The sequence below is a fragment of the Streptomyces sp. NPDC057445 genome (assembly GCF_042802855.1).
GTDB lineage: Bacteria > Actinomycetota > Actinomycetes > Streptomycetales > Streptomycetaceae > Streptomyces.
Map to the genome: position 1 here is coordinate 38,466 of NZ_JBHVDH010000008.1, position 22,796 is coordinate 61,261.

Below are 22,796 nucleotides of genomic sequence, written 5' to 3' on the forward strand. Positions count from 1 at the left end.
GCCGTTCATGCCGCCACCGCCGTCCGCTCACGGAGCACCTCGGAGTAGTGGCCGAGCAGTTGGTCGCCGACCGCGGCCCAGGTCCGGCCCTCGACCGTGGCGCGCCCGGCCCGCCCGTATGCCTCGCGGCGCGCCGGGTCGCCGACGAGCGCGGCGACCGCCTGTGTGACCGCCGCGGTGTCGCGCGGCGGCACGAGGAGTCCGGTGCGCCCGTGGTCGACCAGGTCCAGCGGCCCGCCGGCGGCCGGGGCGATCACCGGGACCCCGCTGGCCATGGCCTCCTGGACGGTCTGGCAGAAGGTCTCGTAGGGCCCGGTGTGGGCGAAGACGTCGAACGAGGCGAAGATCCGCGCGAGGTCGTCGCCGGTGCGGCGGCCGAGGAAGACCGCGTCCGGGAGCGCCGTGCGCAGGGACGTACCGCTCGGACCGTCGCCGACCACCACGACCTTCACACCCGGCAGCCCGCAGGCGCCGGCCAGCAGCTCGACACACTTCTCGGGGGCGAGGCGGCCGACGTATCCGACGATGGTCTCGCCGTGCGGCGCCAGCTCGCGGCGCAGTGCCTCGTCCCGCAGCTCCGGGCGGAACCGTGCGGTGTCCACGCCCCGCGGCCACAGCCGCACCCGCGGGACACCGTGCTCCTCCAGGTCGCGCAGGGCGGCGCTGGAGGGAGCGAGGGTCCGGTCGGCCGCGGTGTGGACGGTGCGGATACGCCGCCACGCCGTGCCCTCGCCGGCGCCCATGTATGTGCGGGCGTAGCCGGCGAGGTCCGTCTGGTAGACGGCGACGGCGGGCAGTCCGAGCTTCGCCGCCACTCCCATGCCGCGTACCCCGAGCACGAAGGGGCTGGCGAGATGGACGACATCGGCCCGGTGCGCGGTGAGCGCGGCCGCCAGTCGTCGGCTGGGCAGGGCCACGCGGACCTGCGGATAGCCGGGCAGCGGCAGGGACGGCACCCGCACCACCGGGCAGGGGGCTTCGATGTCGGGCCCGGCGACGGCCGGGGCGATGACGAGCGGATCATGACCGCGGTCGGCGAGGTGCCGGGCGGTCTGCAGGGCGCAGTGCGCCACACCATTGACGTCTGGCGGGAAGGATTCGGTGACAATGACGACACGCATAGGGGTGTTGTCGTCGCGCCGGGGGTGGTGCGGCCAACGTGGATCTTTCCGTGCGGGGAACGTCCTATGAGCGTTTGGGCCACGCGCGTGTCCGAGGGGCCGCTCGGGCCACGACCTGCCCCGCGATGTCCTGCCCTGCCCGTTTCGACGGGTGCCCGGCGGCGTTCAGGCACGCACCTGGCGCCGGGCTCGGCGACGGCGTCCAGGGGATCGCGCCTGCCCCCTTCTTCGCACCGTTCCGCGCTTCCCGCCGCGGCGTCCTCGTACCGCTCCGCGGACGACTTTCATGCCACAGCCCCGCGGTGCACAGCGTCCGTGATGCGCACAGCGTCCGTGATGCGCGTGCGGTGACCGTCCTGGTCGGGTCGGTGACCGTCCTGGTCGGGGGCCGTCGGCCCTGGGCACCGACGCCCACCATGCCCACCACGGGCACCACGGGCACTACGGGCAACGGAAGCGTCAGAGCGGAGGCTCGTCCGGCCCGATCCGGCTGCGGACCGCCGTCTGCACCTCGGCCTCCTCCGCCGGGTCGGCGGCGAGCCTGCGCAGTCGCTCGGCGACGCGTGCGTCGCCGGTCGCGGCGTGGAGGGCGGCGACCTCTCTCGTGGTCTCCTCGCAGTCCCACAGGCATTCGACGGCGAAGCCGGTGGCGAACGTGGGATCGGTCGCGGCGAGGGCGCGTGCCGTGCGCCCGCGCAGCTGCGAGGACGCCGTCTCGCGGTAGATGTGGCGCAGCACGGGTGCCGCGCATTCGATGCCGAGCCTGCCCGCGCCGTCGGCGAGGGTCCAGAGCAAGGGGGCGTCGGGCCCGTCCGCTCGTACCGTCTCGCGGAGTGCGCCGAGGACCAGTCCGGAGTCCTGGGCGCCTCCGCGGCAGGCCAGCACTCCGGCGGCGGATGCGCCGAGCGCGTCCGGCCGGTGGACCCAGCCGCGAGCGCGGTCCACGGCGGCCTCGCCGCACATCCGCTCGAAGGCCGACACGGCGGCCTCTGCGACCATCGGGGACCCGTCGAGTGCCGCGACCTCGATGAGATCCAGCACGGCGGGATCGCGTGACTCGGCGAGGTAGTGGAGGGCGGCGCAGCGGGCGCCGTCGGGGCCGCTGCGCGCCGCCTCGACGATCAGGGGACGGTCGTCGGGCCCCGCGACGGCTCCGAGACAGCGGGCGGCGGGAATGTGCAGCGCGCTGCCGCGCTCGACGCCCTGCTGGGCCCACTCGAAGACGGCTCCCACGCTCCAGCCGGGCCGGGGCCCGCTGGGCCGCAGCTGTCGCTGCCACCGGTCGAAGGAGCCGCGTTCCCGGGCGTCCCGTACCCGCGCGCCGACCGCATCGCGCCGGTCCTCGGCCCACAGCCGCCATGGCCGGGGCTCGAAGGCATCGCGCACGGCCGTGGCCAGCTCGGCGTCGCCCTCCGGCGTCGCCGGGAATCGCGCCAGCACGGGCCCCGCGAGCGAGCGCAGCCCGTTGTCGTCGTCGCGCAGGGCGAGCTCGTCGAGGGCCCATGCCCAGTTGGAGCCGACGGCGGCGTAGCGGCGCAGCAGTGAAAGCGCGTCGTCGCGGCCGTACGAGGCGAGATGGCCGAGCACGGCGAGCGCGAGCCCGGTCCTCGACTCGTCCGTCTCGAAGTGGTCCTCGGCCCCGAAGAGATGGGCCTCGACCTCCTCGAGCCCGCCATGGAGGTCCAGGTAGAGGCGTGCGTAGTAGAGGGAGCGGTTCTCCACCTGCCAGTCGTGGCGGGGGTCGCTCAGCACGCAGTGGTTGAGGGCCGCGAGGGCTTCGGCGCGCGGCGCGGCAAGCGCGTGGAGCGTGCCGTCGCCGCGTCCTCTCTGCAGCAGGCCGAGCAGGGTGCCGCTCGGCGCTATGACTGGTTCGAACATGGGAAAGTGCCTCACATCAAGCTGTCGACGCAACCGGGGGTGTGTTCGCCTAGGCCGCGCAGCAACATGATCGGCTGCCCGTCGTCTTCCGCTCGATGAAGTCCATCTTCCTCTGCCTCTCGTCGGTGGCCCATTGCGAGCCCGACGCCATGATGACCCAGCCGTTTCGTCGCCGCGACCACATTTACGGCACCGCTCTCACCTGGTGTTCAACACCCGTTCACCGGGCGGTGAACAGCTTCAGAAGGTCTGCCTTCCCAAACATCCGCGCGGTATCCACGGCTGACGGAGTTCCCGCTTCCGGATCGGCGCCGGCGTCGAGCAGCGCGCGGATCACGGCGTCCTCACCCTTGAAGACGGCACCGGCGAGCGGGGTCTGGCCGCGGTCGTTGGCCCTGTCCGCGTCGGCCCCACGGGCGGTGAGGGCCGTGACCGCCGCGGCGTGGCCGTGGTACGCGGCGAGCATGACGAGCGAGTCGCCCTTGTCGTTGGTGAGGTTCGCCGGCACACCGGCGTCGACATAGGCGGCGAGAGCCTCGGCGTCGCCCTGGCGCGCCAGATCGAAGATCTTGGACGCGAGCTCGATCACCTCGGGATCCGGGGTTTCGCTCATCGGACTGACCACCTTCCCTCTGTGTTGACGTTCATGAACGTGCACCCCCGCGCATCCACATGCGCCCACCTGCGCTGACCTGGCCCTCGGTACGGGCGGGGCGGCTTCGTACGAGTGAATCGACAGGGTACTGCCCGTGGCGCGCCATGACCGTTCCCGTCCGCGGCAAAGATCAACGCGCCCGGGGCAACGATCCGGCGTGCGCCATTGGAGTGAAAAGTCCTGATATTCACCCGATTGCACCTTTTATCGCATAGATACTTCCTGTGAGGCTGGAAGAACTCATGGTGACTGTCCCCTCAACCAGGAGAACACCTCATGATCCTGTCCATGTCAGGCGTCGTACTGCTGGGAATCATCGTCTTCCTGTTCTTCAAGAAGGACGGGCTGAAGGCATCGCACGCGCTGGTCTCCGCACTCTTCGGCTTCTATCTGGCGGGCACGGCCATCGCCCCGAGCATCACGGCAGGAGGCGCCAGCCTCGCCAGCCTCCTGGGCGGGATCAAGTTCTGACGCCCTCGCAGCGCCTCACCCACAACTCAAGGAGCAGGAGAACGACGTGGCCCGGCGACCACTCCCCCGCATTCCGATCAGCGGCACCGACCGGATCGCCCGCAGCCGAGAGCTCGCGCGGACGGCCGCCGACAGCGCCACCGACGTACTCCAGCCGCTCATCACGATCAGCCGCGGACTGCGGCTGCTGGCCGCCGCCGGACGGCGCAAATGGGCCGACACGCCGAAGGACCGGCGAGGGCCCACGCTCTTCCTGGCGGCGGCCTGCGTGCTGGTGGTCACCCTCGTCCCGTACGGGCCCCTGCTCGGGCTGATCACGGTGATGGCACTGGCCGCCTGGACGGGACGCGAGCGCAGGCCCGTGCGCAAAGGGCCGGGCGACGCGGAGCTGGCGCGGCTGAAGGCCCTCTACGAGGCGCTCGTGCCGTACTTCTCCGTGCCGGAGGACCCCACTCCGCTGTTCGCCCACGGCGGCGAGTGGACGAAGGCGTTCAGCGACCACGAATTCGACGGCGACGGCCGGCTGACGCGCTTGAGGGTGCGCTACCCGGCGTACTTCACCGACTCGGAGGCCGAGGCGCGAGCACGGATCGAGCAGCTGCTGCACGCGAAGTCGGGCCGCGGCCGCGAGTACCTCTTCGACTGGGACGAGGAGAGCAACCAGCTCGTGATGAGCGTGCTGTCCGCGCTCCCCACCACGATCGCCGCCCAGCGCTTCGTCACCGCCCCCGGTGAGACGGTGCTGGGCTTCACCGACCCGGGAGCCGTGCCGCGGACCGTGCCGGTCGCCGACGGCGACGGCGCGTCGGACGCACATCCGGTGGTGTGGCGCACCGGGCCCCGGTCGGCGGAGCCGCATCTGCTGGCCGTGGGGCATCCCGGCAGCGGTACGACGACCCTGCTGCGCTCGATCGCCCTGCAGGCACTGCCGTACGGCGATGTGCTGGTCGTGGACGGCGGCGGAACGGGCGAGTACGCCTGTCTGACGGGACGCTCGGGCGTGCTCGCCGTCGAAAGCGGGCTCGCCGGGGCCCTGGCGAGCCTGGAGTGGGCGGCGCACGAGACGGAGCGGCGTCTCATCGCGGCCAACCGCGCCCGGCAGGCGGGCCATGCGGCTCCCGAGGACACCCGGCGCCCGCTGTGGATTCTGCTGGATCGCCCCAGCGTCTTCGGTCATCTCGCGGCGGCCGACGGGCGGACCGACCCGCAGCAGCTGCTGCAGGTGCCGCTGCGGCACGGCCGGGCGGCGTCGGTGACGGTGGTCGTGGCCGATCAGTTCGACGGGCTGGAGTTCCTCAGCGAGCCCGTACGGACCCACACCCGCGCCCGGGTCGTCCTCGGTGCCGCCCCCCGTGAGCAGGTCGAGGCGGTGCTCGGAGTCCCGCCGCACACGACCCCTACCCCGGACGTCCCGCCGGGCCGCGGCTATGCGCGCCTGGGCACGGCCGATGTGCTCCGCCTCCAGGTCCCGGCGACCCCGGACCCCTACGACGACGCCACGGCCGAGCCGCACCGGAGGGCCGTCCTGGCCCTCCTCCCGGACCGTCAGAGCCCGCCCGGTACGGAGAACCCGCCCGGCACTTTCACGGAATCCCAGAGTCCGCCCGCGGCAGCCCCGGACTCCCTGAGTGCTCCGGGGACCGTCCCCGAGCCGGCAGCCGGGAACGCACCTGTCGTCTCCTCCCACCCGCTCCCGACGACCGCCCCCGTACCGGCCGAGGGCTGACGCCGCGACGCACGCCGCCCGGACCGTGGCCGGCCGGCCACGGGGGAACGACCGGGTGCGTGGGTGACGCCGACGCGGAAGAGGCGCGACCGGTCACCCACGAAAGCGGCGCGGCCATCAGGCCACGAACGTCCTGGGTGCTTCCGTGCCCGTCGTCGCGCCCGTGACGACCAGTCGCGCCGCCGCCGCGAGACGGACCGCCGCCTCCTCCGCGACCGGACCACCGACCGTGAACGGGAGACGGACATAGCCTTCGAAGGCGCCGTCCACCCCGAAACGCGGGCCTGACGGCACCCTGACTCCGACACGTTCGCCGACCTCTGCGAGCCGGGATCCGGAGAGGCCGCCCGCGCGGACCCACAGGGTCAGTCCGCCCTGGGGCACCGCGAACTCCCAGTCGGGCAGCTCGCGGCGCACGGCCGCGACGAGCGCGTCGCGGTTCTCCCTGGCCTGGGCCCGGCGGATGGCCACCGCCTGCTCCCAGCCCCCCGTCTGCATCAGCCAGTTGACGCCGAGCTGCTCCAGGACCGGGGTGCCGAGGTCGGCGTAGGCGCGGGCGGCGACGAGCGAGCGGATGACGTCGGGCGCCGCTCGGACCCAGCCGATACGCAGGCCCGCCCAGAAGGCCTTGCTGGCAGAGCCGACCGTGATGACAGAGGAGCCGGCGGGATCGAAGGCGCAGAGCGGCCGGGGCATCTCCACATCCGGTTCGAGGCAGAGCTCGGACATCGTCTCGTCCACCACGAGCACGGTCCCGGCCGATCGCGCGGCGTCCACCAGGCGCCGCCGCTGGTCCTCGTCGGCCAGCGCCCCCGTGGGGTTGTGGAAGTCGGCGACGACATAGGCGAGACGGGGGGCCGCGTCGCGCAGGACCTGGCGCCAGCGGGGCAGGTCCCAGCCGCCCAGTCCCTCGGCCATGGCCACGGGCACCAGCCGCGCCCCGGCCTCGCGCATCAGCTGGAGGATGTTGGCGTACGAAGGGGACTCGACCGCGACCCGCTCCCCGCGCCCGGCGAACAGATGGCAGATCGCGTCCATCGCGCCCATGGCGCCCGTGGTGACCATGATCTGCTCGGGCATCGTGGGGATGCCGCGCTCGGTGTACCGGTCCGCGAGCGTCTGACGCAGCGCGGGCAGGCCCGCCGGATAGTCGCCGTGGGTGTGCGCGTACGGAGGAAGCTCCTCCAGCGCCCCCTGGACGCTCCGGGTGAGCCATGGCTCGGGCGCCGGCAGAGCCGCACAGCCCAGGTCGATCATCGAACCGAGCGACTCGGGCGGCAGGGGCTCCAGACCACGTGCGGGCAGCGGATTGCCTGCCGGCACCGCGGTCCAGCTGCCGGCTCCCCTGCGGGACTCGAGGAAGCCTTCCGCCCGCAGGGCCTCGTACGCGGCCGCCACCGTCGTACGGCTCACGGCGAGGGACACCGCCAGCTCGCGCTCGGCGGGGAGCCTGGCCGCGACGGGCACACGGCCCTCGAGGACGAGCAGCCGGACCCCGTCGGCGAGTGCCCGGTAGGCGGGCGGCCTGCGCGTGCCGGGGCCGGCCGGACGTGGCTGCTGCGCGCCTAGCTGCCGGGCGAGCTGCGCCGCCCCGACCGCCGAAGTCCACTGAGCCATGAAGTCAGTCCACCTTCCACGAATTGGCCATGGTTGACATCTGCTTCCCCGCCACAGAGTGTCATGCATCAGTCCACTCACACCACTGGGGGGCAGTAACTTGTCCAACACCTCCGGCCTCCGGGACTCGCTCAGGGGCACGCACCTCACCCGCCGGCTGCTGCAGCTCTACGCGGGTCTGGCGCTGTACGGAGCGAGCTCCGCCCTCCTGGTCCGCGGCGGCCTCGGCCTCGAGCCGTGGGGTGTGCTGCACCAGGGCCTGGCCGAGCGGACCGGGCTGACCATCGGCGTCGTCTCGATCATCGTCGGGGCAGCCGTGCTGCTCCTGTGGATCCCGATCCGCCAGAAGCCGGGCCTCGGCACCGTGTCCAACGTCTTCGTCATCGGGGTCGCGATGGACGGCACTCTCGCGGTCGTGCCCGATGTGCACGGTCTCGCCGGCCAGATCCCGGTGATGATCGCCGGGATCGTCCTCAACGGCGCGGCGACCGGCCTCTACATCTCCGCCCGTTTCGGCCCCGGCCCGCGCGACGGCCTGATGACGGGCCTGCACCGGCTCACCGGCCGCTCGATCCGCCTGGTCCGCACCGCCCTCGAGGTCGCGGTCGTGGCCACCGGCTTCGTCCTCGGCGGCTCGGTCGGCGTCGGCACGGTGGCGTACGCCCTGGCCATCGGCCCGCTCGCCCAGCTGTTCCTGCGCGTGTTCGCCATCCCGGCTGCGGAAGTCGGAAGCACGGTGGTCGCCAAGTCGTCACCCGAACGCGCGATACTTCCCAGGTGACTCGCGTACCGCTCCCCAGGCACCCCTATCTCGACCACCCCGCACTCATCCCGTTCGCGCACCGCGGCGGGACGGCCGACGGGCTGGAGAACACGGCCACCGCGTTCCGCCGCGCCGCGGCGACCGGGTACCGCTACTTCGAGACGGATGTCCACACGACCGCCGACGGAAAGCTCGTCGCGTTCCACGACTCGACGCTGGACCGGGTCACGGACGCGCGCGGCCGGATCTCGGACCTGCCGTGGAGCGAGGTGAGCAGGGCCCGGGTGGCGGGCAAGGAGCCACTGCCCCTCTTCGAGGACCTCCTGGACGAGTTCCCAGAGGCCCGCTGGAACGTGGACATCAAGGCAGAAGGCGCTCTGGAGCCCCTGGTCGACCTGGTGGGGCGGACGGAGGCCTGGGACCGGATCTGCGTCGGTTCCTTCTCGGAGAGCCGGGTGTCCCGGGCGCACCGGCTCGCGGGCCCGCGGCTGGCGACCTCGTACGGTGTGCGCGGGGTCCTGGGACTGCGACTGCGCTCCCTGGGGATACCGGCTGCGCTTCGCGCGGGCGCCGTCTGCGCGCAGGTCCCCGAGTCGCAGGGTGGCATCAGGGTCGTGGACCGCCGCTTCGTCCGGGAGGCCCACGCCCGGGGGCTGCAGGTCCATGTATGGACCGTCAACGACGCGGATCGGATGGCCGCGCTCCTGGACCTGGGAGTGGATGGCATCATGACCGATCATCTGGAGACGCTGCGCACCGTGCTGACCGACCGGGGAATCTGGGTCTGAGCGGTCCGGCCGGTGACACGTCTCACCCATGAGCACGATCGAGGGGGCGCGGCGTGACCGCTGAGACGGCGGACCGGACCGCCGGTACGGACGACGGCGACCGCCGTCGCGAGCAACGTGGCTGGTACTTCTACGATTTCGCCTGCTCCGTCTATTCGACGAGCGTGCTCACGGTCTTCCTGGGCCCCTATCTGACGGCGGTCGCGAAGGCCGCGGCGGATGCGGAGGGCTTCGTCCACCCGCTCGGCATCCCGGTACGGGCCGGTTCGGTCTTCGCCTACTCGGTCTCCGTCTCGGTGCTGCTCGCGGTGCTGGTGATGCCGCTGACGGGCGCCGTCGCGGACCGCACCGGGAGGAAGAAACCGCTGCTCGCCGCCTCTGCGTATCTGGGTGCGACGGCCACGGCGGGGATGTTCTTCCTGGACGGCGACCGCTATCTGCTGGGCGCTCTCCTCCTGATCGTCGCGAACACGTCGCTGTCGGTGTCGATGGCTCTCTACAACGCGTATCTCCCGCAGATCGCCGAGCCCGCGGAGCGGGACACGGTGTCCTCGCGCGGCTGGGCCTTCGGCTACACGTCGGGCGCGCTCGTCCTCGTGCTCGATCTGGTGCTGTACAGCGGTCATGAGTCCTTCGGGCTGACCGAGGGCGAAGCGGTGCGCATCTGTCTCGCCTCCGCGGGAGTGTGGTGGGGCGCCTTCACGCTGGTGCCCCTGCGGCGGCTGCGCGACCGCCGGCTCGCGGCCGGTGAAGCGCACCGTCCGGCCGAGGGCGCGGTCGGGGCGGGCTGGCGGCAGCTCGTCGCGACGCTGCGGGACATGCGCCGGTATCCGCTGACCCTGTCGTTCCTGCTGGCGTACCTCGTCTACAACGACGGGGTGCAGACGGTGATTTCGCAGGCGTCGGTCTACGGATCGGAGGAGCTGGACCTGGACCAGACGACCCTGATCACGGCGGTACTGGTGGTGCAGGTGCTGGCGGTGGCGGGGGCGCTGGCCATGGGGCGCCTCGCCAGGGCGTACGGCGCGAAGCGCACGATCCTCGGTTCGCTCGCGGTCTGGGCGCTCATCCTCGCGGCCGGGTACTTCCTGCCGGCCCGCACACCGGTGTGGTTCTACGCACTTGCCGCCGCGATCGGGCTCGTTCTGGGCGGCAGCCAGGCACTGTCACGGTCGCTGTTCTCCCACCTCGTGCCGCGCGGCAAGGAGGCCGAGTACTTCTCGGCCTACGAGATGAGCGACCGCGGTCTGAGCTGGCTGGGGCCTCTGGTCTTCGGCCTGACCTTCCAGCTCACGGGCAGCTACCGGGATTCGATCATCTCTTTGGTGATCTTCTTCGGGCTTGGATTCGTGCTGCTCGCAAGGGTGCCGGTGAGGCGTGCGGTGGCGGCTGCGGGGAACCCTGTACCGGAACGGATTTAGACGTTGAAGTGAAAGGCCGGTAGTGTACGCCTTTGGCCTGCCAGGCGGACCGTTACTGCGCGCTGAAATCATCAGAACGCTGGGTGACACTTTCTGCCAGATGTGACAAACCGGGCACTGGTGGGTACCTCAATTCTGGAAAAGCAGCGGCACGACGGGCGACGACGCATGACCCGCATCGGGAATCTTTACCGCCGACCGGACGTTGACCGGATGACGACGACAGCGACACCTGTCCTGTGGGCGACAAGCCCGGGAGGCACGATTCATGAGTGAGCGAGCTCTTCGCGGCACGCGCCTCGTGGTGACCAGCTACGAGACCGACCGCGGCATCGATCTGGCCCCGCGCCAGGCGGTGGAGTACGCATGCCAGAACGGACATCGTTTTGAGATGCCGTTCTCGGTAGAGGCGGAGATTCCGCCGGAGTGGGAGTGCAAGGCGTGCGGCGCCCAGGCACTCCTGGTGGACGGGGATGGCCCCGAGGAGAAGAAGGGCAAGCCCGCGCGTACGCACTGGGACATGCTGATGGAGCGGCGTACTCGAGAGGAGCTCGAGGAGGTCCTGGCCGAGCGGCTGGCGGTCCTGCGCTCCGGAGCGATGAACATCGCGGTGCACCCGCGCGACAGCCGGAAGTCCGCCTGACGACGCACCCACCGCACATAACAGATAACAGAGCGAAGAGCCGCGGGCTGCTGCACACCATGTGTGCAGCAGCCCGCGGCTCTTTCTCCGTTTTCCGGGCATCGTTTTCCGCGGGCAATGCCCGATGTGCCGTGCCGTGACCGGCTGTCGGAGGTCCCGGTCGCGTGGCGCGGAGGTCCCGGTCGCGTGGCGCGGGTCCGTCGGCGTCGGCGTCGGTGTCTGCCGCGGACCCGGCCGGGTGCGGTCCTGGGGTGGGGGCAGGTCGTGGCGCGCCGGCCCTGGTGCACCGGCCCTACGGGGTCAGGCGACGGCGTGGGTCGTCGTCGTGGCGGGGAGGCGTGGGCGCCGTCTCCTCGCGGATGACCTCACCCTGCACGACCTTTCCGTCCGGGCGGTGAATGCGGGCCTGCTGGAAGGCATCCCCGAGGGATCCGGGAGCGACCTGCCGCATCCGGCGCTCCAGGGACTTCTCCGTGTAACGCCCCAGAGCGGCACGGGCCGGCGGAACGAGGAGCAGCAGACCCGCCGCGTCGGAGATCAGCCCGGGCAGCATCAGCAGCAGACCGCCGAGCATCAGAAAGCCGTTGCCACTGCCCGTCGGCCGTTCCCCCGCCGCTGCCGTGGGCGGGACGCCCGACTGCTGCCGCTGAAGGGTCTCGGTGAGATTGCGGAAGGCGCGCCGGCCGGCCCGCTTGATGACCACGCCGCCGAGCAACGCGCCGGCCACGAGCAGGGCCAGGACCGTGAGTCCTCCTGCCGCTGTGGCCACGACAGTCAGCAGCCAGATCTCCAGCACCAGCCATACGGCGACGCCGAGGGGAAGGAGGGTACGGGCGGGCGAGCGCCTGCGGGCGGTCGGAGTCGTTGCGCCGGTCGTCATGCTCCCCAGTGTGCCTGGGTGGCCGCCGGTGTGGCGTAAGGGCCGGATCAGGAAGGACCCGGCGGCGGTTCCGGGCGGGACCAGGAACGGTTCAGGACGGCTTGGACGGGGTGGACGGCTTTCGGCCGAGGATGCGGTTCGCCCTCGCGCCGACACCCCAGGCCGTGACCCGCCACAGGGCCTCCACGACGATGTCGCGGCTCATCTTGGAGTCGCCGATCTCGCGCTCGACGAAGGTGATGGGCACCTCGACGACGTGATGGCCGGCCTCGACCGCACGGCGGGCGAGGTCGACCTGGAAGCAGTAGCCCTGCGAGGCGACGTCGTCCAGGCCCAGCCCTTCGAGCGTCTCCTTGCGGAAGGCCCGGAAGCCGCCGGTGACGTCGCGGATCGGGACTCCGAGCAGCAGACGCGAGTAGGTGCTGCCGCCCCTGGAGAGGAACTCACGGGACTTGGGCCAGTTGACCACGCGCCCGCCGGGCACCCAGCGGGAGCCGAGCACGAGATCGGCGCCCTTGAGCGCGGTGAGCAGCCGGGGCAGCTCCTCCGGCTGGTGGGAGCCGTCGGCGTCCATCTCGACGAGAACGCCGTAGCCCTGTTCCATGCCCCAGCGGAAGCCCGCGAGATACGCGGCGCCGAGCCCTTCCTTGCCCTTGCGGTGCAGCACATGGACCTGGGCGTCGTCGGCCGCGAGCTCGTCGGCGATCTTGCCCGTCCCGTCGGGGCTGTTGTCGTCGGCGACCAGGATGTCCGCCTCCGGCACGGCGGCGCGCACCCGGGAGACGATCGGCCCGATGTTCTCCGCCTCGTTGTAGGTCGGGATGATCACCAAGGCTCTGCCGAGCGGGCCGTACCGCCTTTGACCACCGTCGTTCACTGCTGCCCCTTAACGTCCGTACGCAGGGACCCACCATAGCGACCGCCGGTGGCGTAGCCACGACGGCACGGACCGGTAGCGCGAGGGGGGCGGCGAAACAGGGGCGGTACAGGGGCCCCGGCCTGCGATCGGAGGGGCCGGGGACGGGTCAGGGCCCGGCGTCCTTCGGGCCGGCCTGGAACCCGCCGGCTGCGGGTCGACCGAGTGCCGTTGTCTACTGAACGCCGGGCCCCACCCGGGTCGCACCTTCCCCCGAGCTCCTGCGGAGCAGGGGGGACCCCCACCGGCCGAAGCCTTCCCTCGCCCCCGAGGCGCGGGCGCTGAACCTGGCTCCCAGTGGTGGTGGGCCGGTGCGGCACACCACCCCATGACCCAGCGGCGTTCGACGACTGCGTGGAGGTTCGACCGGTCGGATGTCCTGTGGTGGACTCGGCCGAACCTACCGGCCCCCTGCGGCATTCTGTCAACAGTCGTGCGATCTGCGGCGATTGGTCGAACGGGCTGGTCAGCGACGAAGATCCGCAGGTCGCGAACCGAGCCGTCGGCGCGTCGATCGACGGTGCGAAATCCCTTGATGTCACTCGTTCGGTCTCACATGGACCGTTTGCCCGGACACCACGGTTCGCAGGCACTCCGGGAGCGCCCTGCCCGGGGTGAGATCGGGCAGGCCAGGGGTGCCTGAGCGGGGGTCGGTCGACCAGCGGGCGACCCGGTCGTCAGGGGCCTGGACGACGAGTTCGTCCGTGCGCCAGACCGCGTAGTCGGCGGGTGCTCCCGGCACCAGCGTGCCGGCGTCGTCCCGTCCGGTCGCCCGCCAGCCGCCCCGGGTGTGGGCGGTGAACGCCGCGCGTACGGAGATCCGGTGCTCCGGAGTCCGGTGGAAGGCGGCTGCGCGTACGGTGCCCCAGGGGTCGAGCGGAGTCACCGGGCTGTCGGAGCCGAAGGCCAGCGGGACCCCGGCGCGCAGCAGCGCGGCATACGGGTTGAGGGTCCGTGCCCGCTCGATGCCCAGGCGCTGGGCGTACATGCCTGTGTCGCCGCCCCAGGCCGCGTCGAAGGCGGGCTGCACGGATGCGGTCAGTCCGTACTCGGCGAAGGCGGCGACGGTCTCCGGGGTGAGCATCTCGGCGTGCTCGACGCGGTGTCGGGCGGCCCGGACGCGAGCGAGACCCAGGGCGGAAGCGGCCGCGCGCATGCCCTCGACGACGTTGCTGATCGCGTGGTCGCCGATCGCGTGGAAACCGGCCTGGATCCCGGCCTCGGTGCACGCCGAGACATGGGCGGCGACGGCTGCCGCGTCGAGGTGCGCGACACCTGAGTGCGCGGCGTCGGCGTAGGGCTCGTGGAGACAGGCCGTGTGCGAACCGAGTGAGCCGTCGGCGAAGAGGTCCCCGGCGGCGCCGACGGCGCCGAGGGCGCGCGCCCGTTCCACGTCGGTGTCGGCCCAGTACCCCACGACACGCGGGCCGGGCTCCTCCATGGCGGTCTTGAGCAGGCCGGTGAAGTCGTCCTCGGACGAGATGTCGGGGCCCGCGCACTCATGGACGGTGCCGATGCCGAGCGACGCGGCGTGCCGGAGCGCGGCGCGCTGGGCCTCGGACCGCTGCCCGGACGAAACGGCGGCGTACGCGGCGGCTCGCACGGCGTGGTGAGCGTCCCCGGTGAGCGGCTCGCCGTCGCGGAAGCCCCGCATGCTGCGGGCGCCTGGCACCAGGTCGAGCAGCGCTGTCGTCACGAGGGCCGAATGGACGTCGATACGCGTGAGATACAGAGGCCGTCCGCCGGTCAGCTCGTCGAGTTCGTCCCGGCGGAAGGGCCGTTGCTCGGGCCAGCGGGAGGCGTCCCAACCGTGTCCGACGAGGATGCGGTCCGCGGGCCTGGCTGCCGCGTACGCCCGGACCCGGGCCGCTGCCTCGGCGAGTGAGGCCGCGCCGGAGAGGTCGAGCCCGGTGAGCGCGAGCCCCGTCGCCGTGGTGTGCACATGTGCGTCGACGAACGCGGGAGTGACCAGCGCTCCTTCGAGGTCGACGACCTCGTCGACACCGGAGGCGAAGGCGTCCGCCGCCCCCTCGGATCCCACCCAGGCGATATGCCCGCGCTCCACGACCATGGCGGTGGCGAACGGGTCGGCGGGGCTGTGTACGTCACCGCCGCGCAGCAGCACGGTGCGGTGGTCGGCCGGGGGCACACTCTCACTCATGGGGAACAGCCTAGATTCGCGGCGGCCGTGCCTCGTACGGCGTGGAGAGCACCACGGTGGTACGTGTGGACACGCCGGCCAGCGAGCGGATCTGGCCCAGCAGGTCCTCCAGCTCCAGCGGGGTTCCGACCCTGACCTTGAGGATGTAGTTCTCCTCCCCCGCCACACTGTGACAGGCCTCGATCTCGGGCACTCCGGCGAGCCGCTCGGCGATGTCGTCGGGGGCGCTCGGGTCGAAGGGTTTCACCGAGATGAACGCCGTGAGCGGCAGTCCGACCTCCTCCGGGTCCACGACGGCGGCGTACCCGCGGATGACCCCACGCTGCTCGAGCCGTCGGACGCGCTGATGCACCGCCGAGGTGGACAGGCCGGTGGCCTTGCCCAGGTCGGTGTAGCTCATGCGCCCGTCCTTGACGAGCAACTCGACGATCTGACGATCCAGCTCCTCCATGCGGATCAACCTATTGCCCCAGGTCGCTTCCGGCACAGTCGGCCGCGGCCGGAAAGAGGGCCGTAAGGGGCGTGGCCGGGCACCTGCGACAGGCGTGTGACGAACACCACAGGTTTGTGACCGTGTCCATCGGGAGCTCGCGGTTACCCCGGGAGCCCGGGGGGAAGTGCTTGGTGTGGTCGAGACCGCAAGAGCCTGCGGCCCACCCGAGGGGGAGATTCTCCATGCAGAGTGTGAAGCGCACCGGACGTACCGAACCGGAGCCTGTTGATTCGTTCGTGTCCCACGAGGACGACGAGCGAGACACTTATGACACGTTCGAGATGTACCGGGTGATCTGCCCGGACTGCGCGCAACCGATCGCGCTGCTCGCCGACGAGGAGGAACTGCCGGAGCACGCGCTCTGCCCGACGCCCTGGAATCCGTTCGTGCTGTCGGTCTGCGCCGGCACCGGCCGGCCTGCCGGGGACGCACGCCCCGCCGACGAGTCACGGGAGGTCCAGGAGCAGGACACCGCCCTCCTGTTGACGCTCCCTCAGGGACTCGACTGGCGCACACAGCCCTTCTCGCACGCCGGAGGCCCCGGCTCGCGCCCCCTGAAGGTGCCCGGGATGCGGCGGGCCGCCTGACCTCTGCCGAGGCAGCTTCTCGCACGTGCCCCGCTACGCGCCCTGCACCACGGCGGCGGTGCCGCCCTGGTGCAGGATCGTCAAGTCCGGTTCTCCCGGCACACTTTCACCACCTCGAAGCACACCTGGCGTCCGGCCACGCGGGCCGACATGACGGCGTGCCGCGCCGCCTTCCGTACCGCGCTGCCTTCCGTGCCACGCCGCCTTCCGTACCGCGAGGCGCGCGGCCGGTGAGTTCAGCCGCGTGGTCGTCAGAAGTGCGGCCGCGACCGGGCCATGGGGCCCTCCGCGCGGAACTCGTCGGTGAGGCCCGGCCTTTACGGGGGTACGGGCCGGGTTCCCGTCGCCACCGCGGGCCTGCGCCGCCGACCGGACCGCCCGGCAAGGAACTTGACGGCATGTCAGCATCACGTCGACGGCCGGGGCCGGGGTAACCACCCGCCCTGGCGCCGGCACGCGAAACCGCGAGGTCGCAAAGGCCCGAGGAGCCCACGGCGTCCCCCACGGGTACACCACGAACTGGCGCGCGGATCGACGCGGCGGTGACCCCGGGCGCCCGCCAGGCGTTTTGACGGGCATGACCCCGCAGTACCCCACAGGCGGCCCGGGCCGTCGGCGGTTGACGACGCCACGCCAAGAAGAATCGGTTCCGCGATCGGCGGACCCGCCCATCTACCGCGATCTGCTGCGCAACTGGGCAAGCGCGGGCAAGACCCTGCCGGGCCGCCGTGACCAGGAATGGAACAGGCTCACGGCGGCGCCGGCATGGACCCGGCGGACCGGGTGGGTCAGCGGGACTCTGGCCCCGCAAGGTGACGGGCGATGACCATGCGCTGGATCTGATTGGTGCCCTCGACGATCTGCAGCACCTTGGCCTCGCGCATGAGCCGCTCGACCGGGAAGTCGGCGGTGTAGCCGTATCCGCCGAGGACCTGCACCGCGTCGGTGGTCACCTGCATCGCCACATCCGTGCAGAACAGCTTGGCCATCGCCGCCTGCTGCGAGAAAGGCCTGCCCGCGTCCCGCAGCCGTGCGGCCGCCAGGTACAGCGAGCGACCGGCCTCCACCTTCGTCGCCATGTCGGCGAGCATGAAGCGCAGTCCCTGGAAGTCCGCGATGGGCCGGCCGAACTGCTGCCGGCCCGTGGCGTAGGAGACGGCTTCGTCCAGCGCCGCCTGGGCGACACCGATGGCGCATGCCGCGATGCCGAGGCGCCCGGAGTCCAGCGCCGACAGCGCGATCGCGAAGCCCTGGCCCTCCTCGCCGATGCGACGGGAGTCGGGAACGCGGACGCCGTCGAAGTGCAGCTGGGCGGTCGGCGAGCCCTTCATGCCCATCTTCTTCTCGGGTGCCGCGGCACTCAGCCCCTCGGAGTCACCCGGCACCAGGAACGCCGTGATGCCACGGGCCCCATCGGTGCCCGTGCGGGCGAGGACGGTGTAGAAGTCGGCGACTCCGCCATGGGTGATCCAGGCCTTCGTGCCCGTGATGACCCAGTCGTCCCCGTCGCGCACGGCCTTCGTGCGCAGCGAGGCGGCGTCCGAACCGGAGGACGGCTCCGAGAGGCAGTAGGCGCCGAGAAGGCCTCCGCCGAGCATCGCCGGGAGATGCTCGGTCCGCTGCTCCTTGGTGCCGTAGTTGGCCAGTGCATGGCAGGCCAGGGAGTGGACGCTGACGCCGAGCCCGACGGTGAGGCGCGCGGCAGCGAGCTCCTCGAGGACCTGGAGGTAGACCTCGTAGGGCTGGTCGCCGCCTCCGTACTCGGAGTCGTACGGCAGGCCGAGCAGGCCGGACTCGGAGAGCAGCGAGAAGTTGTCGCGCGGGAAGTGGCCCGCGTCCTCCTCCTCGGCCGCGCGGGGTGCGATCTCCCGCTGGACGATGTCTCGGACCAGGGCGATCAGGTCCCTGGATTCCTCGGTGGGCAGGTTCCGGTCCACCGGTTGCGGGGCGCGGTCGGGCATTGCGGCGCTCTCCTCCTTGTCGGGCGCTGCGGCGGTCGCGCGCGAAGGGTAGGACGGCGCCGCCGGATGTCACCTCAAGCGCCGATGCTGCCCTCCCGGATCACGGAAGTGGCTGACCAGCGGCTGTGGCGGGTTGAGTATGCCCGATCGGCGCGCGTCCGTCACGGGGTGGAATCACGCCGTGCGCTTCCTCGCGGCGGCATCGGGCGCCGGGGAGGCAGTGGGCCCCTACGGCCGCGATGATCCGGTCCGCCGTCGCCTGGACGGGCCCGGAGCCACAGCGGCGCGACCGCGGGAGGGGCCGGCGCCCCCGGATTCACATGAGTCCGGCCTGGGTGACGAGCATCGCGAAGACGACGACGAGGACCCAGCCCACGATGTGTTCGACGATCTTGGGGCCGTTGTCGTCGGGGCCTCCGGTCCGGGTCCGGGTGGCGGCTGCGGTGGTCGCGGTCATGGATTCTCGCTCGGTGTTGTCGTGGTCATGGACGTCCCCGTGGGGGTCCCACCACGCCCTCAGGTCGTGGGGGAGTGCACCGACCACAGTGCCACTCGCACCGGCCGTGGGCAGTGACACCGGTCACGGCCCACGGACGGGCGCCTGACCGTCAGTGGATGCCGAGGACCGCGAGAGCCTTGCGCTGCGCCGGTGCGGGGTTCTCGGGCCAGTACAGGTAGCAGACGCCCCCTGTGCCGGACACCACTTTCCCGCCGGCGTTGTACCGCTTGGTACGGAGCCAGATGTTCTCCCACTCGCGGCGCCGGTAGACCCGGCGGACGGCCTCGTTGGTCGGCGAGGCCGGATCGTTCGCGATCACATCGCCGGCGGGGGTGAACCCGATGACCGTCATCAGATGGCCGGAGGTCCCGTACCCGGCGCCGGTCAGCTCCTCCTTGAGGAAGGACTGCGACGTCATGGCGGGGATTCCGGTCCGTACGAGCGCCTCCAGCTCCCGGAGCGAGCGCAGGCGGGTCACGACGGCGTTCATCCCGCGGTACGTGGCCGCGTAGGCGGCGTTGAAGGGCCAGTTGCCGCAGCCCTTGTACCGGTGGTCGTAGGTGTACCGGGCCGCGTGGCAGATCTGCGGATCGGCGAAGTCCGGGTCGACCCAGGCGAGATCACCCGCGTTCGGTCTCCGCCCCCAGTACTCGATGATCATCTGCGAGGAGGTGGGGCTGCACCAGGCCTCGCCGCCGTTGTCGTACTCCGGGTACTGGCCTACGTGCGTGTTCTGCGAGTAGCGCGGCACGATCAGCTCGCGGGCGGGTCCCGGTACGGAGGCGGGCACGGTGAACCGGTCCGGGATGTCGGACGCCATCGCCCCCGTCCGCCACACGGTCGGGGTGAGTCCGCTGCCCGGCCTGCGGCAGAGGGTGAGCCGCAGCCGGTAGGAGGTGAGCCGCAGCCCGCCGGCCGGATCGTCCACGGAGAACGTATCGGTCCAGATGGTGCTTCTGCCGTCGGTCTGGCCGTCGACGGAGGTACGGCAGATGTCGCTGTCCCCGTCGCCGGAGGTCCAGCGGCCCATGACGAACCAGGGGGTCGCCTTTCCGTCCGAGTAGACGCCCGACAGCTGGACCTGCACCCAGGTGCCGGCCGGGGTGCGAGCGTTCCACGAGGCGATGACCTCGGTCGCCGGGACGGCTGGACGGTGGACGGGCGAGGTCCAGACGGCGTACTCCCAGACGGCCTTCTTCCCGGTGTGGGGGTCGGTGTAGTCGGTACGGCCCGCGGGGGCGCCGACGACCAGGCCGGGGCGGACGCCGGGGACGGCCCGGGTGCCCGAGTGGCTGCCCCCCTTCCAGTCGTCGTACGAGGCCCAGAAGCGGTTGTCGACCAGCGGGGATGCCGCCGCCGGTGCCTGGGAGAGGGTGGTCGCCGCGGACGCGGGCGGGGCCGGGGACACCGCGCCGGCTCCGGCCGCTGCGGCGAGTGCGGCGGTGAGCACGGTTCTGCGCGAAGCGGGTCTGGTCATGGGGTTCTCCGTCTCGGGGCACGACAGACTCGGGATGCGCCCCGGGCGCGCACGGTGGGCGCGTGCGGGGCGCGGCGGTGGGGGGATCGCAGAGGGCAACTATCCCGGTTCCTGCAGGGCTTCTGCCAGCGAATCGCACCGTGTCCGCCTGACCAATATTGGTCTCGGCCATGGAAGGCGAGGGCGGAGGAACACCGGGACGAGACCGGCGCCGAGCCTGTGTCCGACCGGACGGGCGGCTGACGTGTCGTCGGCCCCGGAGAGGGCCCGGGGACGGCCCGGGGACGGCCCGGAGCCGTCCCGTGGACGGCGCCCTCCTGCCCGCGGAACTCGGGATGCGCCACCTGCGCCGGCGTCCTCCGGGCCTCTTACGCGGAGCCCGTTGTCGGCGGCAGGCGGAAACGGTGCCGCCGTCGTCCGGGTCCGGACGCGGGAAGGCGCCGGCCTTCCGATCGGCGGCCGATGTCCTCCTCGGCTCGTCCGGCCGCCCGAACGCCCTCCGGAGCCACGGCGTCGGGGGCGGGACGCCCGCGCCGGATCCGCGAAGGCCGGCCGCCCGTCCCGTCGGGGACGACGCGCGCGGCGAAGCAGTTGTCCGGCCGCTCTGCTCCCGCCGCGGGTGAGGAGCACGGACGCGGAAGCGTGACCGGAGCGGGTTTGCCAGGACGGCAACAAATCTCGCTCTGCCCGCACCGCGCTCCGCATGATCGGCGTCCAGCCGTCGAAGGCCGGGCCGGTACCGGTCCCTGGTGCACAGCAGATCGAGAGTCCAGGAGGATTCATGTCACACCCGTCCACGGGCGTCACCCACCGGTCGGTCCCCTCGCCCGCCGGCCGGATCCACCTGGTGGAGCAGGGCACCGGGCCGCTGGTCCTGCTCGTGCACGGATTCCCGGAGTCCTGGTACTCCTGGCGTCATCAGCTGCCGGTACTGGCCGCGGCCGGGTACCGCGCGGCTGCCGTCGACGTCCGTGGCTACGGGCGCTCCTCCAGGCCCGAGGATGCGGCCGCGTACCGAATGCTGGAGCTGGTCGAGGACAACGTCGCGGTGGTGCACGCCCTGGGTGAGCGGTCCGCGGTGATCGTCGGCCACGACTGGGGCTCCACCATCGCCGCCAACTCCGCCCTGGTCAGGCCGGACGTCTTCCGCGCGGTGGGGCTGCTCGGCGTTCCCTACGCCCCTCGGAGCGGACAGAGGCCCAGTGAGATCTTCGGGCGGACGGGCGGCGACGAGGAGTTCTACGTCTCCTACTTCCAGGAGCAGGGCCGTGCCGAGGCCGAGATCGAGCCTGACGTACGCGGCTGGCTCGCGGGCTTCTACGCCGCCCTGTCGGGCGACACCATGCCCGGACCCGACGCACCCGACCCGCACTTCGTCGGCAGGAACGGGACGCTACGGGCCCGGTTCCCCGCCCGTCGGCCCGCCTGGCTCGGCGAGAGAGACCTCGATGTCTACGCCGGCGAGTTCGAACGGACCGGCATGAGCGGGGCGCTCAAGCGCTACCGGAACATGGACCGGGACTGGGAAGACCTGGCCGACCTCGACGGCGCACCCGTCACCCAGCCCTCCCTGTTCATCGGGGGCGGCCTGGACGCCTCCACCATCTGGCTGGCCGACGCGATCTCGGCGTACCCCACCACCCTGCCGGGCCTGCTCTCCTCCCACATCCTCGACGGCTGCGGCCACTGGATCCAGCAGGAGCGCCCCGCAGAGACGAACCGGCTCCTGACCGAGTGGCTCGCGTCCCTGCCCTCCTGAAGCGGACCACAGGACACGGCGCGTCATCACGCGCGGCGCGAGATCCCGTCGACAGCCCGGTTCCGCGGCCGGTTGGGTCATGTCCGTCGAGGCATGGACTCCGCCCGGCCTCCCTGGCTGCCGTACGGGATGTCCCGGACGCAGGGAGTGGGTCTGACCTGCGGCGGTCCGCGCCGGGTCGCCGGGCCGGGCGCTTAGGGTGGCCCCTATGAGCCCCGTCGTCCCCCTCGATCCCGACCGTGCGGCCGCTGGACTGCGCGCGCTGCCGCCGTCCTGCGGTCCGGTCCGGCTGATCGCGATCGACGGACACGCGGGCTCCGGCAAGAGCACGTTCGCCGGGCGGCTCGCCGAGGCGCTCGGCGGGGCTCCGGTGCTCCATCTGGACGATCTCGCCACGCACGACGAACTCTTCGGGTGGACCGGCCGGTTGCTGGAGCAGGTCATCGGTCCGCTGTCGCGGGGCCAGAGCTCGTCCTACGACCCGTACGACTGGAACCTGCGCCGCTTCGGCCCCCCGCGCCCGCTGGCGCCCGCGCCTGTCGTCCTCGTCGAGGGGGTCGGGGCGGGCCGCCGGGCGCTGCGTCCCCATCTCGCCCGGCTGCTCTGGATGGACCGCGGCCCTCAGGAGTCATGGGCGCGCGGTCGCCGCCGCGACGGTCCCGCGCTCTCGGAATTCTGGGACGAGTGGACCGCGGCGGAGACTCGCCATTTCGCGGACGACCCTTCGCGCCCCTACGCGGACACCCTGGTACGGGAGTGGCATGAGCGCTACGAATGGCTGCCGGGACCTGGAGAGACAGCGGGGGCGAGTCATTTCCTTACGGAGCGTGATCACCTTTCGCCACCGTACTGAGCAGTCGGAAATCGGCCCGGGCGAGTGCCTCAACTCCGCTTGACCCAAGGGCCATCGTGGTCTTACGTTCTCAATGTGCGGCTTTTCGAAGCCGCCCGAGCGCGAGGCCCCCGGTTGTTCCCCCGTG

At 71.9% G+C, this 22,796-nt stretch carries 20 protein-coding genes; 9 read left to right on the plus strand and 11 right to left on the minus strand.

Annotated elements, in window-relative coordinates:
- Window positions 1-5 precede the first annotated feature (5 nt).
- The 3 genes from ACFU5O_RS18990 to ACFU5O_RS19000 all read right to left on the minus strand — a co-directional run bounded on the left by ACFU5O_RS18990 (window position 6) and on the right by ACFU5O_RS19000 (window position 3,612).
- Window positions 6-1,121 carry a glycosyltransferase family 4 protein gene (locus ACFU5O_RS18990; protein ID WP_384241778.1) on the minus strand — a complete coding sequence of 372 codons (1,116 nt, stop codon included), beginning with the start codon at window positions 1,119-1,121 and terminating at the stop codon, window positions 6-8.
- 459 nt (window positions 1,122-1,580) lie between these two features.
- Window positions 1,581-2,999 (minus strand): HEAT repeat domain-containing protein, encoded by a 1,419-nt coding sequence (locus ACFU5O_RS18995; protein WP_384241780.1) that lies wholly within the window; start codon window positions 2,997-2,999, stop codon window positions 1,581-1,583.
- Between the two features lie 220 nt (window positions 3,000-3,219).
- The gene (locus ACFU5O_RS19000) at window positions 3,220-3,612 is read right to left on the minus strand and encodes an ankyrin repeat domain-containing protein (protein ID WP_384241781.1); all 393 of its coding nucleotides are present in this window, start codon (window positions 3,610-3,612) and stop codon (window positions 3,220-3,222) included.
- 318 nt (window positions 3,613-3,930) lie between these two features.
- On the opposite strand from ACFU5O_RS19000, the gene ACFU5O_RS19005 reads away from it, so the two are divergent.
- Window positions 3,931-4,125 (plus strand): hypothetical protein, encoded by a 195-nt coding sequence (locus ACFU5O_RS19005; RefSeq protein WP_351224353.1) that lies wholly within the window; start codon window positions 3,931-3,933, stop codon window positions 4,123-4,125.
- Window positions 4,126-4,171: 46 nt separating this feature from the next.
- Window positions 4,172-5,851 (plus strand): hypothetical protein, encoded by a 1,680-nt coding sequence (locus ACFU5O_RS19010; protein ID WP_384241783.1) that lies wholly within the window; start codon window positions 4,172-4,174, stop codon window positions 5,849-5,851.
- A gap of 117 nt (window positions 5,852-5,968) precedes the next feature.
- Here ACFU5O_RS19010 and ACFU5O_RS19015 read toward each other — a convergent pair whose 3' ends face one another.
- Window positions 5,969-7,468, minus strand: a complete 1,500-nt coding sequence (locus ACFU5O_RS19015; RefSeq protein ID WP_384241785.1) for a PLP-dependent aminotransferase family protein — start codon at window positions 7,466-7,468, stop codon at window positions 5,969-5,971.
- A 100-nt stretch (window positions 7,469-7,568) separates the two neighbouring features.
- Here ACFU5O_RS19015 and ACFU5O_RS19020 point away from each other — a divergent pair, with 100 nt between their 5' ends.
- The 4 genes from ACFU5O_RS19020 to ACFU5O_RS19035 all read left to right on the plus strand — a co-directional run bounded on the left by ACFU5O_RS19020 (window position 7,569) and on the right by ACFU5O_RS19035 (window position 11,083).
- Window positions 7,569-8,249 carry a YitT family protein gene (locus tag ACFU5O_RS19020; RefSeq protein ID WP_384241787.1) on the plus strand — a complete coding sequence of 227 codons (681 nt, stop codon included), beginning with the start codon at window positions 7,569-7,571 and terminating at the stop codon, window positions 8,247-8,249.
- A complete protein-coding gene (locus ACFU5O_RS19025; protein WP_384241790.1) occupies window positions 8,246-9,019 on the plus strand; it encodes a glycerophosphodiester phosphodiesterase in 774 nt (257 codons plus the stop codon). The genes ACFU5O_RS19020 and ACFU5O_RS19025 overlap by 4 nt, the downstream gene beginning before the upstream one ends.
- Before the next feature lie 53 nt (window positions 9,020-9,072).
- Window positions 9,073-10,440, plus strand: a complete 1,368-nt coding sequence (locus ACFU5O_RS19030) for an MFS transporter (protein WP_384241792.1) — start codon at window positions 9,073-9,075, stop codon at window positions 10,438-10,440.
- Between the two features lie 268 nt (window positions 10,441-10,708).
- Window positions 10,709-11,083, plus strand: coding sequence for an RNA polymerase-binding protein RbpA (locus ACFU5O_RS19035; protein WP_003959706.1), 375 nt, complete (start codon window positions 10,709-10,711; stop codon window positions 11,081-11,083).
- A 292-nt stretch (window positions 11,084-11,375) separates the two neighbouring features.
- Here ACFU5O_RS19035 and fxsA read toward each other — a convergent pair whose 3' ends face one another.
- From fxsA to ACFU5O_RS19055, 4 genes are all read right to left on the minus strand, one after another.
- Window positions 11,376-11,963 carry an FxsA family membrane protein gene (fxsA, locus tag ACFU5O_RS19040; protein WP_384241794.1) on the minus strand — a complete coding sequence of 196 codons (588 nt, stop codon included), beginning with the start codon at window positions 11,961-11,963 and terminating at the stop codon, window positions 11,376-11,378.
- 91 nt (window positions 11,964-12,054) lie between these two features.
- On the minus strand, window positions 12,055-12,840 hold the full coding sequence (locus ACFU5O_RS19045) for a polyprenol monophosphomannose synthase (RefSeq protein WP_384241796.1): 786 nt from the start codon (window positions 12,838-12,840) through the stop codon (window positions 12,055-12,057).
- A gap of 577 nt (window positions 12,841-13,417) precedes the next feature.
- Window positions 13,418-15,040, minus strand: a complete 1,623-nt coding sequence (locus ACFU5O_RS19050; protein WP_384241798.1) for an amidohydrolase — start codon at window positions 15,038-15,040, stop codon at window positions 13,418-13,420.
- Between the two features lie 10 nt (window positions 15,041-15,050).
- Window positions 15,051-15,491 carry an Lrp/AsnC family transcriptional regulator gene (locus ACFU5O_RS19055; RefSeq protein ID WP_384241800.1) on the minus strand — a complete coding sequence of 147 codons (441 nt, stop codon included), beginning with the start codon at window positions 15,489-15,491 and terminating at the stop codon, window positions 15,051-15,053.
- Window positions 15,492-15,715: 224 nt separating this feature from the next.
- Here ACFU5O_RS19055 and ACFU5O_RS19060 point away from each other — a divergent pair, with 224 nt between their 5' ends.
- Complete coding sequence (locus ACFU5O_RS19060) at window positions 15,716-16,120, plus strand: hypothetical protein (RefSeq protein ID WP_384241803.1); 405 nt, start codon at window positions 15,716-15,718, stop codon at window positions 16,118-16,120.
- A 788-nt stretch (window positions 16,121-16,908) separates the two neighbouring features.
- Here ACFU5O_RS19060 and ACFU5O_RS19065 read toward each other — a convergent pair.
- From ACFU5O_RS19065 to ACFU5O_RS19075, 3 genes are all read right to left on the minus strand, one after another.
- The gene (locus tag ACFU5O_RS19065) at window positions 16,909-18,081 is read right to left on the minus strand and encodes an acyl-CoA dehydrogenase family protein (RefSeq protein WP_384241805.1); all 1,173 of its coding nucleotides are present in this window, start codon (window positions 18,079-18,081) and stop codon (window positions 16,909-16,911) included.
- 316 nt (window positions 18,082-18,397) lie between these two features.
- Window positions 18,398-18,538, minus strand: coding sequence for an SCO1431 family membrane protein (locus tag ACFU5O_RS19070; RefSeq protein WP_384241807.1), 141 nt, complete (start codon window positions 18,536-18,538; stop codon window positions 18,398-18,400).
- A 151-nt stretch (window positions 18,539-18,689) separates the two neighbouring features.
- Window positions 18,690-20,057 (minus strand): peptidase C39 family protein, encoded by a 1,368-nt coding sequence (locus ACFU5O_RS19075; RefSeq protein WP_384241810.1) that lies wholly within the window; start codon window positions 20,055-20,057, stop codon window positions 18,690-18,692.
- 781 nt (window positions 20,058-20,838) lie between these two features.
- Here ACFU5O_RS19075 and ACFU5O_RS19080 point away from each other — a divergent pair.
- Window positions 20,839-21,816, plus strand: a complete 978-nt coding sequence (locus ACFU5O_RS19080) for an alpha/beta fold hydrolase (protein ID WP_384241812.1) — start codon at window positions 20,839-20,841, stop codon at window positions 21,814-21,816.
- Window positions 21,817-22,024: 208 nt separating this feature from the next.
- On the plus strand, window positions 22,025-22,669 hold the full coding sequence (locus ACFU5O_RS19085) for a uridine kinase (protein ID WP_384241815.1): 645 nt from the start codon (window positions 22,025-22,027) through the stop codon (window positions 22,667-22,669).
- Window positions 22,670-22,796: the final 127 nt, after the last annotated feature.